The 17320-nt window shown below is 67.2% G+C and carries 11 protein-coding genes and 1 pseudogene; 10 read left to right on the forward strand and 2 right to left on the reverse strand.

All coding sequences use genetic code 11. The features are described from left to right. Positions 1 to 107: 107 nt before the first annotated feature. Complete coding sequence (locus ACFCV8_RS18205) at positions 108 to 7016, forward strand: polymorphic toxin-type HINT domain-containing protein (protein WP_376686363.1); 6909 nt, start codon at positions 108 to 110, stop codon at positions 7014 to 7016. Between the two features lie 27 nt (positions 7017 to 7043). Further along, complete coding sequence (locus tag ACFCV8_RS18210; RefSeq protein WP_376686364.1) at positions 7044 to 7259, forward strand: hypothetical protein; 216 nt, start codon at positions 7044 to 7046, stop codon at positions 7257 to 7259. A 102-nt stretch (positions 7260 to 7361) separates the two neighbouring features. Here the strand turns inward: ACFCV8_RS18210 and ACFCV8_RS18215 are convergent. After that, positions 7362 to 8169 (reverse strand): annotated as a pseudogene (locus ACFCV8_RS18215) (tyrosine-type recombinase/integrase); the annotation flags it as partial. 178 nt (positions 8170 to 8347) lie between these two features. Between ACFCV8_RS18215 and ACFCV8_RS18220 the strand changes: the two are divergent. From ACFCV8_RS18220 to ACFCV8_RS18240, 5 genes are all read left to right on the forward strand, one after another. Next, a complete protein-coding gene (locus ACFCV8_RS18220) occupies positions 8348 to 8680 on the forward strand; it encodes a hypothetical protein (protein ID WP_376686365.1) in 333 nt (110 codons plus the stop codon). An 855-nt stretch (positions 8681 to 9535) separates the two neighbouring features. Next, positions 9536 to 10783: a helix-turn-helix domain-containing protein gene (locus tag ACFCV8_RS18225; RefSeq protein ID WP_376686366.1), complete on the forward strand. Its 1248-nt coding sequence runs from the start codon at positions 9536 to 9538 to the stop codon at positions 10781 to 10783. Positions 10784 to 10899: 116 nt separating this feature from the next. Continuing rightward, on the forward strand, positions 10900 to 11238 hold the full coding sequence (locus ACFCV8_RS18230; RefSeq protein WP_376686387.1) for a hypothetical protein: 339 nt from the start codon (positions 10900 to 10902) through the stop codon (positions 11236 to 11238). A gap of 303 nt (positions 11239 to 11541) precedes the next feature. Next, positions 11542 to 11817 (forward strand): hypothetical protein, encoded by a 276-nt coding sequence (locus ACFCV8_RS18235; protein ID WP_376686367.1) that lies wholly within the window; start codon positions 11542 to 11544, stop codon positions 11815 to 11817. Between the two features lie 683 nt (positions 11818 to 12500). Further along, positions 12501 to 12704: a hypothetical protein gene (locus ACFCV8_RS18240; protein WP_376686368.1), complete on the forward strand. Its 204-nt coding sequence runs from the start codon at positions 12501 to 12503 to the stop codon at positions 12702 to 12704. Positions 12705 to 12992: 288 nt separating this feature from the next. Here ACFCV8_RS18240 and ACFCV8_RS18245 read toward each other — a convergent pair whose 3' ends face one another. Continuing rightward, positions 12993 to 13457 (reverse strand): MarR family winged helix-turn-helix transcriptional regulator, encoded by a 465-nt coding sequence (locus ACFCV8_RS18245; protein ID WP_376686369.1) that lies wholly within the window; start codon positions 13455 to 13457, stop codon positions 12993 to 12995. 94 nt (positions 13458 to 13551) lie between these two features. On the opposite strand from ACFCV8_RS18245, the gene ACFCV8_RS18250 reads away from it, so the two are divergent. The 3 genes from ACFCV8_RS18250 to ACFCV8_RS18260 all read left to right on the forward strand — a co-directional run bounded on the left by ACFCV8_RS18250 (position 13552) and on the right by ACFCV8_RS18260 (position 17185). Continuing rightward, positions 13552 to 14034, forward strand: a complete 483-nt coding sequence (locus tag ACFCV8_RS18250) for an SgcJ/EcaC family oxidoreductase (protein WP_376686370.1) — start codon at positions 13552 to 13554, stop codon at positions 14032 to 14034. A 742-nt stretch (positions 14035 to 14776) separates the two neighbouring features. Further along, a complete protein-coding gene (locus ACFCV8_RS18255; RefSeq protein WP_376686388.1) occupies positions 14777 to 16006 on the forward strand; it encodes an amidohydrolase in 1230 nt (409 codons plus the stop codon). Between the two features lie 138 nt (positions 16007 to 16144). Then, entirely contained in the window at positions 16145 to 17185 is a 1041-nt protein-coding gene (locus tag ACFCV8_RS18260; RefSeq protein ID WP_376686371.1) for a BMP family protein, read from the forward strand. Positions 17186 to 17320 lie beyond the last annotated feature (135 nt).

Here is a 17320-nt window from a genome sequence, read left to right on the forward strand (position 1 = left end):
GCCTGGTCGGGAGCCCCCGTCCACCGGCCTTCAAGAACATCTCCTTTTGGTTGCGCGGCGTGTCCGGGGTTCCGGCACACGCGCCTGACAGTGATGGACACCTACGCATGAGACGTGGAACAGGATCTACCTCCAGGAACAGAGTGTTCCGGCGAACATCGCTGGCGGTATCCGCCGTGATGGTCGCCACCCTGCTTCAGGCGGCGGCAGCTCCCGCCGCGACGGCCACGACATCAAACCTGCCCGGCCTGCCGTCGGCGGAGAAGCCGGTCGAAGGGGTCAGGGAGGCCAAGGCCAAGCCCCGGCCCCGGACCTCGGGGGCCAAGGTCCCGTCGAGGGCTCCGAAATCGGAGCTGCCCGAACCTTCCGTGGAGACGGTCTCGATACCCGGCGCCGACGCCAGGGGCTCCGCGAGCTTCGCGGTCCCCGGCAAGCAGCCGATCGGCATCGGCCGGGCCCAGGGGAAAGCACTGGACAAAGCGGTGGGCAACGCGGCGACCAAGGGCAGGAGCTCCGGTGAGGTCCCCGCACCGATCAGCGTGACCTCACGTGTCCTCGGTAATGAGCAGGCGCGTCGGGCAGGCGTGAACGGTGCCCTGTTCAGCCTCACCCCGAAGCCCGCGAAGAACCCGAACACCGGTACGTCTGCGAAGAATACCGACTCTGCTGTTCCCGGCGCCGGCCGCAGCTCCGTCGCGCTGACCGTCGACTACGCCCCGTACGCGGAGCTGTTCGGCGGCTCGTACGCCTCCCGCCTGCGCCTGATCGAGCTGCCGGCCTGCGCGCTCACCACCCCGAACGAGCCGCAGTGCCACACGGGCGAACCCATCGCGTCCACCAACAACACCGCGGAGCAGAAGCTCACGGCGAAGTCGGTGAGCCTGCGCGCGGACGGCCCGACCGTGCTGGCCGCGACGGCCGCCGCCGCGGGCGACAAGGGAGACTACAAGGCAACGCCGCTCTCCCCGTCAGCTACCTGGAAGACCAGCCTCAACACCGGCGACTTCACATGGTCCTACGCCATCGATACTCCCGGGGTCCCGGGTGGTCTGAAGCCCGACGTCGCGCTCTCGTACTCCTCCGGAGCCATTGACGGCCGCACCGGCGGAACGAACAACCAGGGCTCCTGGGTCGGAGACGGCTTCGACCTGTGGCCCGGGTACATCGAGCGCCGCTACAAGCCGTGCGCGGACGACGGTGTGAAGAACGCCGACGGCAACAAGCCCGGCGACATGTGCTGGGCATACGACAACGCCTTCCTCTCCTTCAACGGCTCGGGCGGTGAGCTCGTTCCGGCGGGCAACGACGAATTCAAGCTGAAGCACGATGACGGCACCCGGATCAAGCGCCTGGAGCACGTCAACCGGGAGAACGGCGACAACGACGGCGAATACTGGCGCCTGACCGACCCGCAGGGCACCCGCTTCTACTTCGGCTACCACCGGCTGCCGGGCTGGAGCACGGGCAAGGAGACCACGGAATCCGCCTGGACCCTTCCCGTCTACGGCAACGATGCCGGCGAGGAGTGCCACGCCGACACCTTCGCGGACTCCTGGTGCCAGCAGGCCTGGCGATGGAACCTCGACTACGTCGTCGACACCCACGACAACACCATCAGCTATTACTACGGCAAGGAGGCCAACTCCTACGGCCGCAACCTGAAGGCGTCCGACGACACCTCCTACACGCGCGGCGGCTACCTGAAGCGCATCGACTACGGGCAGAAGGCGACCGAGGTCTACACCTCGAAGCCGCTGGCCCAGATCCTCTTCGACAACTCCGAGCGCTGCCTTCCGGAGTCGGGCGTCACCTGCGCGGCGGACACCATCGACAGCAAGTCGTTCTACTGGTACGACACGCCCTGGGACCTGAACTGCAAGGCCGGCACCAGCTGCGACGGCAGTCGGCTTGCCCCCTCCTTCTGGACCCGCAAGCGGCTGACCGGCATCGCGACGCAGACACTCAAGTCCGACGGCACCTATGCCAAGGTCGACTCCTGGAAGCTCGGCCACCGCTGGGGCCAGGCGGACATCGACTACCAGCTTCTGCTCGACAGCATCCAGCACACCGGCGAGTCCACGACGCCAACCGTCACCCTGCCCAAGGTAACTCTGCAGTACGTGCAGTTGGCCAATCGTCTCGACAAGACCGGCGACGGGTACGCCCCGTTCATCAAGGAACGCCTGACCTCGGTGTCGGACGAGTACGGCGGTCAGGTGACCGCCAACTACTCCGATCCCGTGTGCGACTGGAACAACCTCCCTACCCCGGAGACCAACACCACCCGCTGCTTCCCCCAGTTCCTCGGCGGCAGTGACACCGAACCCGCTGAGAAGCACTGGTTCAACAAGTACGTCACCACCTCCGTGACGTCGACCGACCGCATCGGCGGCGCTCCCGACCAGGTCACCCGCTACGACTACCTGGGTGGGGCGGCCTGGCACTTCGACGACGACGACGGCCTGACCAAGGAGAAGGAGAAGACCTGGTCCCAGTGGCGCGGATACGGCCAGGTCCGGGTCCGCACCGGCGGTCAGGGCGGCGACGCCGCCATGAAGACGCAGAAGGACTCCTACTTCCTGCGAGGCATGGACGGTGACCGGAAGAACACCTCCGGCGGGACGAAGTCCGTCACCGTGAGCCTCGACGCGGGCGAGGGCGATCCGATCGCCGACCACGAGACCGCCGCCGGATTCGGCTACAGGACAGTCTCGTTCGACAAGCCCGGTGGCAAGGTACTGGCCAAGTCGGTCAACCGGCCCTGGTACCACCAGACCGCGAAGAAGGTCCGTGACTGGGGCACGGTGACGGCCAACTTCATCGGCACCTCCGCCACCAAGGAGTGGGCCTCCCTCGACAACGGCGCCGGAGCCAAGTGGCGTACCACCTCCACGGCCGCCGCCTACGACACCATCGCGGGGCGGCTCGTCCAGTCGGACGACTTCGGTGACGACACCACCGCGGCCGACGACCGGTGCACCCGCATCACGTATCCCCCGGTGACCAGCGCCAACCTGCTTACCTTGACCGCTCGGGAGGAGACGGTCACCAAGGCGTGCGATGCCACGACCGACCGCTCCAAGGACGTCCTCTCGGACATCCGGACCGCGTACGACGGTGGTGCTTACGGTGCCGCTCCCACCAAGGGCGACAAGACCGCGATCGCCACGCTGAAGAGCCACAACGGCACCAAGGCCACCTACCTGGAGTCGGGCGCCACTTACGACGCCTACGGTCGTGCGCTGACTGCCACGGACCTGACTGCCGACGTCACCGCGACAGGTACCGACGCCCCGGTCCGTACCGCCCGTAAGGACGGGCGCACGACGACCACGGCGTACACACCGACGACCGGTCAGGCTGCCGAGATCAAGGTGACCACGCCGCCGGCCGTTGCCACCGACGTGACCTCGGCGCAGACCACCACCACGGTGATGGAGCCCGTCCGCGGCTCCGTGGTGAAGCAGACCGACACCAACGGCAACGTGACCGAGCTGTCCTACGACGCCCTGGGCCGGTCCACCAAGGTATGGCTGCCGGACCGGCGAACCAGCCAGGTCCCGAGCCAGGAGTTCGCCTACACGATCACTGACAATACGGTCGCGGTCGCGTCCAGAACCCTGAACAACACAGGTGGCCAGATCGCGTCGTATGCGCTCTACGACGGCTTCCTGCGCGAGCGGCAGACCCAGACCCCCGGTCCGGGCGGCGGCAGCATCATCAGCGATGTCTTCTACGACGAACGCGGACTGGCGGCCAAGTCATTCGCGCCCTACTACACGACGGGCAAGCCGGGTACCCAGCTCTTCAAGCCGGCTGACGCCCTGTCCGTGGAATCTCAGACCCGCACCACGTTCGACGGACTGAACCGAGCCGTGGAAGTCCGGCAGATCGCGGGCAACGGCGACGGTGGCGCGGTCCTCAGTACCACCACGACCACTTTCGGCGGTGACCGCACCACTGTCATTCCGCCGGTCGGGGGGACGGCGACCACCACTCTCACCGACGCCCGCGGCAACACCACCGAGCTGCGCCAGCACTACAGCCGCTCGGCCGCCGCAGCCTTCGACTCCACCCTCTACGAGTACACACCGCGCGGCGAGCTCAAGAAGGTGACCGACCCCGCGAAGAACAGCTGGACCTACACGTACGACCAGCGTGGACTTCAGACGGCCTCCACCGACCCGGACAAGGGCGCCACGGAGAGCAGCTACGACGACCGGTCCCAGCTGATCTTCGCCAAGGGTTCGCGCACCGATGTCCCGGGGCTGTCCTACCTTTACGACAACCTCGGCCGTCAGACCGAGGTGCGTGAGGGATCGGCCACCGGAACGCTGCGGACCAAGAACGCCTACGACACGATCAGCGGCGCGCAGGGGCAACTGGCCGAGTCGACCCGCTACGTGGATGGCCAGGCGTACACCTCCAAGGTCACCCAATACGACCGGCTCTACCGTCCGACCAGGACCGCCGTCACGATCCCGGCGACCGAGGGCAAGCTCCAGGGCACCTACCAGGCGGGTACGTCCTACCTGCCGTCCGGCCTGGTGAGCGGCGTCAGCTACTCCGGGGCCGGTTCGCTTCCCGGTGGCTCGACCAGCTACACCTACGAGGCCGACACCCTGCGGATGACCGGGGTGTACGGCGAGGGCATGACCTCCGGCGTCGTCTACAGCCCGACCGGCAAGCCGCTGCAGCACACCATGGCGTTGACCGGCAGCACCAAGAAGACCCAGGTCACCAACACGTATGAGTGGGGCACCCAGCGGCTGGCGACCTCGCGCGTCGACCGCCAGGACCAGCCGGGCGTCGACCGCAACGTCACCTACACGTACGACGAGGCCGGCAACGTCCGCTCGATGGCGGATATCTCCCGTAGTGGCACCGACAACCAGTGTTTCACTCTGGACTACCTCGGCCGGGTCACCGAAGCGTGGACCCAGCCCATCACCACCTGCGCCACGGAGCCGTCCGGCGGTCTGATCGGCGGTCCGGCCCCGTACTGGCAGAGCTTCACGTACGACAAGTCCGGCAACCGGGCCACCGAGATCCAGCACGACCCCACCGGTGACACGGCCAAGGAAACCAAGCGGACCTACACGTACCCGGAACCTGGTCAACCGCAGGCCCACGCACTGAGCTCCGTCACCACGGCGGCGCCCACGGGAACCACGACCGGCGCCTATGCCTACGATGCGAGTGGCAACACCACCGCCCGCCCTGGCCAGAAGCTGAGCTGGGACGCCGAGGGCCGCCTCTCCGAGGTGACCGAGAACGGCAAGACCACCAGCTACCTCTACGACGCGGCGGGCAACCGCCTCATCGGCCGTACCAGCACCGAGGCCACGCTCTATCTGGGTAACACCGAGATCACGGTTCCCACCGGCGCCGACAAGGCGAAGGCGACCCGCTACATCGACCTCGGAGGCGGCCAGACGGCTGTCCTCGCGGACAACGGCACGTTCTCCTTCACCATCGCCGATCACCACGGAACCGGTGAACTCGCCGTCCAGGCGTCCGACCTGGCCCTCACCCAGCGCCGTACGCTCCCGTTCGGCGCGGCCCGCGGAACGAAGCCGGCCAACTGGCCCGGCACCAAGGGCTTCGTCGGCGGCACCGACGACACCAAGTCCACCGGCCTCACCCACCTCGGCGCCCGCGAGTACGACCCCGAACTCGGCCGCTTCATCTCCGTGGACCCGCTCCTCGACCTGAGCGACCCCCAGCAGATGAACGGCTACACCTACGGCAACAACAACCCCGCCACCCTCAGTGACCCAGACGGCCTGAGGCCACTTGGCATCTGCGGACACACCGGCATCTGCGATGACGGTACGCGCGAGAACTTCACCATGAACGAGAACGGGGGATGGGACCAGCATCTGCAGAAGACCAAGGTCGAGTCGCGAAGCGACGGCTCCACCCTGTTCACGGACGAGAAGTACGTCAATGGGCGCAAGGTGGCGACGCGGTTCGTGACCGTTGGAGAGAAGGGGCTCGTCCTCGGAAATCTCCCGGTCGGCGAGAACCGCTACTGGCGTCTGGCTAAAGAAGTGTTCAAGCTCACCGTCTTCGACCCCGAGGATCTGGCGGCGTGCAAGGACATTTCGTGGGAGTGCGGATGGATTGTCACTGACATTCCTATCCTGAAGGCCGGAAAGATCCTCAAGATCGCCAAGGCGGGAGAGAAGAGCGCCAAGGAGGCCAAGGTCGCCGAGAGGGCAGTGGAGTGCCTGACTGGCAGCAATCACAGTTTTCTCGCCGGAACTAAGGTCCAGCTGTCCGACGGGTCTACCAAGAACATCGAAGACGTCGAGATCGGTGAAAAGGTTCTGGCCACAGACCCGGAAACCGGAAAGACGGAACCCCGCGATGTCGTGAACACCATAGTCACGGAGGACGACAAGGACTTCACTGAGATCGCGGTGAAGTCCGGCGGGAGCACATCCAAGATCACCGCCACGGACACTCACCCCTTCTGGTCTCCGACGGAAGGGCGGTGGGTCGACGCAGGTGACCTCAGGGCCGGAGATCGTCTCCGTACCGATGCTGATGAAGTGGTCGAGGTCGCTGCCGTCCGCCACTACCAGAAGCGTCAGCGCACCTACGATCTCACCGTAGACGGCATTCACACGTACTATGTGCTGGCGGGTAAGACTCCGGTACTGGTTCACAACAGCAACTGCTCTCCATTCATCGACGGGGACATCTGGGATGGATCATTCGATGTTGGAGGGCAGACGGTTGAGACCATGGCGACTGTCAGGATGGCCGGAGACACCGTGCACCTGGACGGATTGATGGTCTTCCCGAAGGGGACCCAAGGGCTGAGCCGTGCCCCGATTGGGCCAAATGCAATCCGCCAGATGAAGCGCTCCGTCGCCGAGCAGGCGAGATCCCAGGGGTTTAGCACCGTCGTGCTGAACTATGAGCGGCATATCCCCAAACCGGACGGCAGCATCTACAAGCGCCCATGGTCGATGACCTTGGACGTCGCAAAGATCCTAGGAGATTAGAGAGTGGACCGGTCTCGACTGGACGCGTTGGCATCGAGCATCGCGGGCCGAGGGCAAGTGGAGCGGGAACCGGTATTCCGGGAACTGCGGGAACTCGGTCTGTCGCCGATCGAAGCGATCTACGCAGCTTCTCGTGTGCTTGGCCTATCTTTGCCTGAGGCGAAGACCGCGATCTATGCGAGCACTGCCTGGCGCGATCAGCAGGAGGATTGGCAGCGTCTTCAGTCCGGCCTCGAAGAGTGAAGATGCTCTCCAGTCTTAAGTAGCGGTAGCAAAGTTGAAGCCCCGTCAGGTGAGTCCTGGCGGGGCTTCTGTACGGGGTGACGGCAGTAGTTGACGGCAACGTCAGCGGACGATGGCTCCGCACGGCGGCGGGTCGTTGCCGTCGTCGCGGGTCGAATCTTGGCCAGCAGGACCGTCGAGCGCGGTGCTGAGGGTGTTGATGGTGTGGCGCTGGAGGCGGAGTCTGGCGTGGGCGTAGACGGTGGCGGCGACGCCGATGTGGGCGTGGCTGAGGAGTTCCTTGATCACGACGAGTTCGACTCCCTGTTCCAGGAGCAGAGTGGCGGTTGAGTGCCTGAGGTCGTGGAAGCGGATACGGCGGAGGCCGCCCTTGCGGAGTCCAGTGTGGAGAGCGAGTTCGAACAGCGCGTGCAGCCAATGGTCCTCGGCGGCGGTGAGGAACTGCCGGGCTTCTTCGGCAGTGAGGGGTTCGAAGCGGCGGGGGCGTGGGGTGCCGGTGCGGACGTTGCGAGCGACGTTGCGCGGGATCTCCTCCTCGCGCACTCCGTGTTCCAGAGGGGGACTTGAGCGCGGAGTGGATGTAGGTGAGCGTCAGAAGGGAGAGCGCCTTGTGGCAGCACTGGTCGGCGGCGCAGCAGCGGGGCTTATCACGCCGGGCATCGATACCGCGCGAGCAGCACTGACAGGTGGTGCGGAGATGGTTGAGCCAGGTACGGACGTCCTTGGTGGTGAGCTTGGTGAGCTTCTTGCCCTGGCCGGGGATGAGGTGCCGGTTGACGCAGGCGGTGTATCGGGTGTGAGTGTTCTCGCGGAGCTGGTGGACGGCGACGGCCTCCAGCCAGTACGTCAGGTACGCGGCCCCGCTGCCCTGCGCGGAGGGCATGGGGAGGCCGCGGTTGCTGGCGGCGATCATCGGCACAGATCATGGGGATGACGAAGACAGGAAATATTCAAATTCGAGTTCCTTCCGTCGTGGGCTACGACAACAATCCAGCTATGAATCGTCTCGGAGTTCCCACGAATATTTTCATGATCAAGGGGACTAAGAGTCCGAGCGTTGTGCCGATGAATCCCCAGGCAGGCGCGCCGTGACCGACAAGCAAAGGAATCAGCGCGAGAACGAGATCACACTTCTTGCAGTGCAAGCACTGCTCGGCATGATTTCGACTGATGTGATCGCCGTGGCTGTGCGTGCTGAGGAAGCTCGCGTGGAAGTGGTCTTCTGGGCTCATCGTCAATCGAGTGAACTTGAAGAAGTTGCCGAAGAGGTTACCTTCGAGCTGGACGCCCTATTTCCCGAAGATCATCCGTTGGTGGAGTGCGTGATCAAGATCGGCGAACCGGATCCGAAATCAAATTCGTCTGAGTGTCGCATGATCTACTGGGCAAAGCCAGATGCTGCACGGATTAGTGATGAATAGGCGGTCCTGCTGAAGCCTTATGAGGTCCCGCCGGGCTGCACTCCGGCGGGACCTCAGACGTGCCTGACGGCAGTAGCTGACGGCAGCGTCAGCGGACGAGGGTGCGCGTGATGGCGGTTCACCCCCTCTGGGGCTCGCATCACCGGGTAGCCGAGTACGGTGCCGAGCAGGTCGATGGCTGGACGCTGTAGGTGGGTTTGGACGGGGGCAAGACGGCTGCGGTGACGCCGGTATGGGCGTGGTTGAGGAGCTCCTTGATCGCGACGAGTTCGATGCGCTGTACCAGGAGGAGCGTCGCGGTTGAGGGGCGAAGGTCGTCCCGTCAGCGGCAGGAGGTCAGCTCCAGTCGTCACAGAGAATGAGCTGTTCAGAGTTTCTTTACTTGATCAAGGTGGCCCACCGGCGCCGCCCGCTCCTGTCTCCGCCCCGCTGGCGACGGCCCCGCCGGTCCGGGCGCGCAACAGGAAACACAGCGAACCATCCTGGGGCCCTGCCCCAGACTCCGGCACTCTCTCTGAGGGGCAGGGGGCCGGCTTACGGGTCCGGCTTCGTCGTGGTGTGGGGTCGAGGTCGCGGGAGGGGGCCCTCGCCGCCCGGTCACCGGAGGCGTACCAGGAACCCCCGGGGGCCGCCAAGGCCAAGCGCACGCGTCACGAAGTGAGCCTTGGCGGCCCCCGGGGAACCCTGGCACGGCGAAGCTGCCCGACCGACGAGGGACCCCCTCCCGCTCAGGCCCCGATCCTGCCGGAGCTCCGGCCCACCAGGCGGTGGGCACTCCTGTGGGTGGGTGTCTGCCGGATCGCCCCCGGCTGACGTGCGGGCCGGGCGTACCGTGGAGTGGCAGGTGGTGAGTTGATGATTACGGAGCTGGCCGACAACGTCCGCAAGTACCGGCGTCGCGCGGGGATGAGTCAGGAGGAACTGGCCCACGCCGTGGGCGTATCGCCGGGCACGGTACGCAAGGCCGAGCAGGGCGGCACTCTCCGCAGGGAGATCCTGCACACGCTCGCCCGGGCGCTGGGGGTGACCACCGCCGCGTTGATGGCGTCCGATGCCCCGGAGCCTGTCGGGCGGACCGAGGAGCCGAACCGCGTCAACCTGATCCAGCTCCGCGCCGCCCTCACCCCGGCCGTCGGACTCGTGGACCAGGACGCCGAAGCCGTGGGCGAGGAACCGAACCTGCGCACCTTCCGGCGGACGCTGCAAGATGCACGGGTGCTGTACTTCTCCGACAGCTACAAAAGCGTCGCGGCCCAACTATCCGGCCTGCTGCGCGATGCCGCACAAGCCGTCGCCTACTACGACAGCGGGGACGAACACCGGCAGGCCCTGCTGGCCCGCGCCGAGGCGCTGCGTCTGGCCGGCACCTACCTCACCCAGGTACGGCAGTACGACATCGCGTACGCCGCTGTGCGCGACGCCATCATGGACGTCCGTCAGGCCGGAGACATGCTTGCGGCGGGCTCCGGTGTCGGCTGCATGTGCTGGCTGCTGGTGCGCCAGGGCCGCTTGGACGAGGCGGAACAGGTCGCCGCCCAGAGCATGGACGCGGTGGAGCCGAAGATCACCGGGGTCGAGCCGGGCCACTACGCGGTGTGGGGCGGCCTGGCGATGGAGGCCGCCGCCGCAGCCGCGAGGAACAACCGTCCTGACGAGGCGAAGGAGTACCGTCAGGCCGCCCGGGCCGCGGCAACCGCGGTCGGGACGGCACATCGCAACATCTCCCGGCACTGGTCCGTCTTCGGGCCGGTCACCGTCGCGGTCAAGGCACTCGAAGACTCCATGGTCATCGGCGATGCCCGCGCGGTGGTGCGCAAGGCAGGCGAGCAGGAGGAGTTGTCGCCCAAGGCGTGGAAGCGTCTGGGAAGGCCCAGCCCCAACGACGGGAACCGCTTCACCCTCGAAGTGGCGCGCGCCCACACCTGGACCGGCGACCTGTCCGCCGCCATGGACGAGTTGACCCGCGCCCGGGAAGCCGCCCCGCAGTGGCTGCGGCACCAGAACTGGGCCGCTGAGACCATGCAGGAGATCCTGGGCAAGCGCAAGCGCACCCTCACGACGGAGATGCGTGAAATGGCCGACTACCTGGGCGTTGTCGGGTAGCTGCCACGGCTCTCACCTGGGGTGACAGCCAGGCAGTGCCTACGGTCAGTGTGTCCACCATCAGTGACCCAGGCCGGGGGTGTCCAGTGAGCCAGCCCAGGAGCGATGCCGACCGCATGCGTCGCAGAGAGCTGTACGACGCCGCGTCGGGCGAGGGAGGCCCCCGCTTATTGCCATGGACCAGCCCAGAGGGGAAACCCTGCTACCTGAGCAGCGACGGCCGGGGCTACCTCTCCACCCTCGCCGACAGCATCGAGACGGTACAGCTCAGCATGGGCCAGGAACTGCTGGCGTACGCCCGCAACGTCACGGCATCCGGCGCGAAAGCCCTGTCGGCGATCGAATACCGCTGGCTGGCCTGCCGGTTGGCAGAAGCCCTGGCGGACGCGCTCAGGGTCGCGGACTCGCGCGGACAGCGCATCCCGCACTCGGAAGAGGCAGCCGAGGATGCCTGACTCTCCGAACGCCGGCGCACCAGTACGCAACGCCCCTCGGGGGCGCTACCGCTTCCGCGAGTACCACGTCACCACCGTCCCCGACCGCATGGCCCTGCCAGCGTTCGAGGCGGTCTGCGTCACCGGCGGAGAGCGCAACTGCGGCGCCGCCTCGGGCCACTGCACACCCCGGACGAAGCGACCCGTTGGATCGCCGGACACTGCGCCCAGAGCGGCCATGAGCTGTATGAGCAGACCGTCCGCGCTCTCGTCCGTGCCGAACCTGGCGCGTGGCAGACCCCTGCTGGCCTCGTCTATGGGCCCATGAAGGGTGGGGAAGGGCACCGAATCTTCCATGTTGGAGCGCACACGGCGGAGAGTTTGAAAGCCGGGAAGAAGAACCACGGCATATTCACTGGCCAAAAGAGCCCTCTGGAGCTCGTCGATGAAGCCTGGACGAAACGAGGTGCGCCGGAGCCGAATGATCCAGCAGCCTATGTGGTGCCCATGGGACGAACGATCGGCGATGGCGGCCAGAAATCGGTCCGTATCATCGTAAAGCCGGGAACGACAGAGGTGATCAGTGCATATCCCTACTGAAACGGGACGCGCGTCAGTGGAGTGCCCTCGTTGTGGGCAGGCGGCGCTAGAAAGAGTGGAGGCGACGCGGTTCTTGATCAAGCTTGCAAAGTGTCCGGAATGCGATGCGATCTGGCCGGAAAATGGCATGATTGATCGCGGAAACTTTGTTCAGTTTCAACTCTTCCTGGATCTTCTGGGGGAGTCGGAAATGGAATCTTCTTACCGCGTCATCGGGTTGCTGTAGAGGGTTTAGCAGCTACAGGCGACGTTTGGTGGGCAAGCGCTGAATCGTTCGTTTTCAAGGGCCTGGGGTCACATCGGGAATGGCTGATGTGACCCCAGGAGTGTTTGGTGGCCGTGATCGACTGTGGTGCCAGTGGGCTTTGATGCCGTATTGCGGTGGGCCGCAGTCGCCGCAGTCGCCGCAGTCGTCGCTGTCACCGCGAGGTGCGTGGTGGTGGTTTCTCTGGCGACTGGCGACCGGATTAATGCTGGTGGCTGGTGTCCGGATTCACGAGCTGCATTGAGACGTCCTCTTGCTTTGTGAAATTATCGCTGATCCATTCTTGTTTAGCGGTAAATGGTGGACATGTTTTTTTTGATGAGATGGTGAGCGATATCGCATGCGATCGTGTCGGTTGCTGCTGAAAGTCACGCCCCGCCAACTCGCCTACTGAAACGTGGCCTCCGCTCCCGGCGGCGTGGCGCCAGAGAGGTGCGGCGGCACCGGGCTCGCCCTCGGTGGCGACGCGGACTCGGCCACCGCCACGAGCACCACCGCGAAGGCGGCGGGCTTTCTCCCCAGCACCGGCACCAAGGGCGACCACCTGGCCCTCGTCCACTCGGCGGACTTCGGTGACGTGGTGCTCCATGCCAATGGCGTCGAGAGTGCCCGGATGTCCTGAGACAGCACCTGGGACTTCAGCATCACCGCGCTCCAGGTCGGTCGCACGCTGAACGGCGACACCTCTAGCGACTTCTTCGCGGGCGGAATCGACGAGGTGCGCGTTTTCCAGGGTGAATTGGACGAACGACTCGTCAACACCGGCCGCGGTCTGGCGGATGGCACCAGCAGCGAGTCGACCCAGCCCCGACCGAACGGACGGCAGCCGGTACGACCTGGTGAAACCGGAGGCCCCGTCAGGCGCGTTCCCGTCCTGGCGGGGCCTCCGCGGTACGGACCCCGGGCCGCGTCAGTCCGCGCGCCTGCCGCCGACCTCCGTCGAAGCCTCCAGGTACGCGTCGGCGGCGCGGGTGAAGTAGTCGAGGAGGACGGCGCGTTGCTCGGGGGAGTAGCCCTCGATGATCGCGCCGATCCGTTCGCGGGCCGGGGTCATGGCCTCGTCCAGGCCGCCGGGGCGGGCGACGGGTTCGACGATGACCTTGCGGCGGTCGTGCGGGTCGGCGGCGCGGTGTACGTAGCCGGCCCGCTCCAGGCGGTCGATCAGGCGGGTGGTCGGGCCGGTGGTCAGGCCGGTGCGGCGGCCCAGTTCGCCCGGGGTCATGGCGCCGTCCAGGGCCAGGATGTTGAGCGCGTACAGATCGGTGGCCCCCAGGCCGACCGCCTTGGCTCCGGCGTGGCCGTGCAGCATCACGGCGCTGAGGTACCGCCGGTAGACGGCCGCGGCGTTCTCGGGCATCTGCTCGGGCGTTGACACGCGATCCACCTCTCTCTAGTCTCTTCTCTAGAGAAGAGAAATCCTCTGTGAAGTTAATTCCTGGGCGAAGTTATCACGAGAGGCCGTGGACCGCATGGACGCTCAGCCCGACAGTCGCACCGACGCCGACACCGGCACCGAAGCCGCCGTCACCGCCCTGCTGGACCGCCTCGCCGCCGCCTGGAACGCGGGGGACGGGGCCGCCTACGGCGCCGAGTTCACCGCCGACGCCACATACATCACCTACGTCGGCACCCTCTACACCGGCGCGGCCGAGATCGGTGCCGCGCACCAGGACCTGTTCGGCAGTTTCCTCAAGGGCACCCGGCTGGCGAGCGAGACCGTGGACGTCCGCCGCACCGGACCGGACACCGCCCTGCTGGTTACCCGGGGCGACGTCCACAAGGGCGCCCGGCCCGGCCGGCTCGGCAAGATCCAGACGTATGCCCTGGTCCGAGGGGCGGCGGGGGAGTGGAAGATCGCGGCGTTCCAGAACACCGGGCGCCGACCCCTGCTGGAGAAGCTCTCCTTCCGGGCCGGGCCCGCCACCCGGCCCGCGCCCCGACCCGCCGCCTGACGCGGATCAGGCACAGTTGACCCACTTGTTGGACTTGTGACGGCCCGGCCAGGCCCGCGTTCAGGCCGCTCGGCAGGCCGCCCAGGCCGTCGTCGAGGACGGCCCGGCCGAGGGAGGTCCGCTCGCCGTCGACCCTCGCCCGGATGCGGGTCAGGTCTTCGGTGGTGAAGTGAGTACGCGGCATTCCGACGGCCCCCGGGATGCGGGCCGTGTCCTCTCCCCCTGGTGAGGCGGACGTACGGGGAAGACCCCACCGCTCCTCCAGGACCCAAAGGACGGCAAGGACGGCAAGGGGTGGGCGTCCGACGGATCCGGGAGTGGCGGGATCCTGACCGCGCCGGCGTGATCCGTTGACCGGGAGGCGGGCGCTCCGTCCCAGGTGGGTGCCGCCCCGGCCGGTCCGCCGCGGGGCGGGGCGGCGAAGGAGCGGTGGTTTTGCGCCGATCTCATCGATGATGCTCGGGCCGGTGTGTCGTCCGGACGCCCGGGTGGCGCCGGGCTTCTCGCGCGGTCCGGGATGCCGGGCGCGGTCCGTGGTTCCCGGGCCCGGCGAATGTGCCGCCGGAATACCCCGATGCCCCGGGGGCGTGCGCCCCTCCGGGGCGGCGGGGGAGTGTACCCACACCCCAGGCGTGACACTCGTCGCCACGCCCTCCTCCATTCGCCCGGGTGGCTGAACTTTTGCTGTTTCGCGGGAAGTTGAAGGGGGAAGGGGCATACCCTTCACCGGGTGAACCAGTTGATGTCCCGCGAGTCCGACGCCGAGCCGACGCCCCACGCCGAGCCGCTTCCCGGCACCCTCCCCGAGGCCCTGCGTGCCGAGCTGATCGCCTTCCGGCGCGACCTGCACATGCACCCCGAGCTGGGCAACCAGGAGTTCCGCACCACCGCGGCGATCAAGGCCCGGCTGGAGAAGGCCGGACTGGAGCCCCGGGTCCTCGACACCGGCACCGGGCTCCTGTGCGACATCGGTACGCGGGACGCGTCCACCGCCCCCATGCTCGCCCTGCGCGCGGACATCGACGCCCTGCCCATTCCGGACACCAAGACGGGGGTGGCGTACCGCTCCACCGTCCCCGACCGGGCGCACGCCTGCGGGCACGACGTTCACACCGCCTCCGTCCTCGGCGCCGGTCTCGTCCTCGCCGAGCTGGACCGGCAGGGGCTGCTCCCGAACCCGGTGCGGCTGATCTTCCAGCCCGCCGAGGAGGTGCTGCCCGGCGGCGCGCCCGAGACGATCCTGTCCGGGGCGCTGGAGGGGGTCGGCCGGATCATCGGTGTGCACTGCGACCCGAAGGTGGACGTGGGCCGGATCGGGCTGCGGGTCGGGGCGATCACCTCGGCCTGCGACCGGCTGGAGGTCAGCCTGGACGGGCCCGGCGGCCACACCGCCCGCCCCCACCTGACCACCGACCTGGTCACCGCCGCCGCCAAGGTCGCCACCGAGGTGCCCGCGCTGCTGGCCCGCCGGGTCGACGCCCGCGCCGGGCTCGCCGTCACCTGGGGCCGCCTGGAGTCGGGCCACGCCTGCAACGTGATCCCGCAGCACGCCGAGCTCTCCGGCACCGTCCGCTGCCTGGAGCTGGACGCCTGGCGGGCCGCCCCCGACCTGGTGCACGCCGCGATCGACGAGGTGGCCGGGATGCACGGCGCCAAGACGGTGGTCGAATACATCCAGGGCGTCCCCCCGGTCGTCAACGACGCCGCCGTGATCGATCTGCTCGCCGAGGCGATGACCGCCCGCCGCGGGGCGGAGGCGATCGAGGGCACCGAACAGAGCCTGGGCGGTGAGGACTTCTCCTGGTATCTGGAGCACGTCCCCGGCGCCATGGCGCGGCTCGGCGTCCGCACCCCCGGCGACACCGCCCGGCTCGACCTGCACCGCGGTGATTTCGACGCCGACGAGGAGGCGATCACGGTCGCCGTGGAGCTGTTCACTGCCTCCGCGTTGCTCGATCGCAACCATGCGTGACCGGGGGCGTCACCTCCGGTTCGCGACGATCCGATAACGGCTTCCGTACAGGGCTTTATCTGACATCTACGCGCGTTACGATCGCGGCGAAACCAGCGCCGGAAGAGGCGCTTCGGTCAGGTTTGAAGGAGCCTTCCCTTGCGCCGGGTATCCAAGATCACCGCTGCGTGTGCTGTCACCGCGACCCTCGCGCTCACCGCCAGCGCGTGCGGCGAGTCGTCCACCGAGAGCTCCGGCTCCGACAAGGGCAAGATGAAGATCGGCATGGCCTACGACGTGGGCGGCCGCGGCGACAACTCGTTCAACGACTCCGCCGCGCGCGGTCTGGACAAGGCCAAGTCCGAGCTGGGCGCCGAGACCAAGGAGCTCACCGCCAAGACCGGTGAGACCCCCGCCGACCGCGAGCAGCGCCTGGAGTCGCTCGCCGAGGGCGGCTACAACCCGGTCATCGCGGTCGGCTTCGCGTACCAGAACGCGGTCTCCAAGATCGCCGCCAAGTACCCGAAGGTCAGCTTCGGCCTGGTCGACTCGGTCGCCGACGCGAAGAACGTCGACAGCATCGTCTTCACCGAGGAGCAGGGCTCCTACCTCGCCGGCGTCGCCGCCGCGCTGAAGTCGAAGGACGGCCAGGTCGGCTTCATCGGCGGTGTGGACCTTCCGCTGATCAAGAAGTTCGCCGCCGGTTTCCAGCAGGGCGTCATGGACACGAACCCGAAGGCCAAGGTGCAGATCCAGTACCTGTCCACCGGTTCGGACCTGTCCGGCTTCGGCAGCCCCGACAAGGGTTCGTACGCCGCCAAGGGCATGCTCGACAAGGGCGCCGACGTCATCTTCGCCGCCGCGGGCGGTTCGGGTGCCGGCTCCATCGAGGCCGTCGCGGGCAAGAAGGGCGCCTGGTCCATCGGCGTCGACTCCGACCAGGCCCTCGACCCGGCCCTGTCGAAGTACAAGGACACGATCATGACCTCGGTCGTGAAGAACGTCGACGGCGGTGTCTACGACCTGATCAAGTCGGTCAAGGACGGCAAGCCGCTGGCCGGTACGCAGACCTACACCCTGGCCAAGGACGGCGTCAGCCTGACCACCACGGGTGACCACCTCAAGGACATCCAGGCCAAGCTCGACGAGGCGAAGAAGAAGATCGTCGACGGCTCGATCAAGGTCAAGACCACGATCTGATCCGGCTGCCGACCGGAAGCCGGACCAGGGGGTGTCCTCGGAGTCCCGCCGCCCGCGAACCGCGGGCCGGACGGGACTTCGGCGGCACCCCCTGCCCGGCTCCGGACGAGCCCCGGGCCCCGTCGAACGGGGCCC

It is taken from the genome of Streptomyces sp. NPDC056347, assembly GCF_042262625.1.
In the GTDB taxonomy this organism is placed as follows: Bacteria; Actinomycetota; Actinomycetes; order Streptomycetales; family Streptomycetaceae; genus Streptomyces.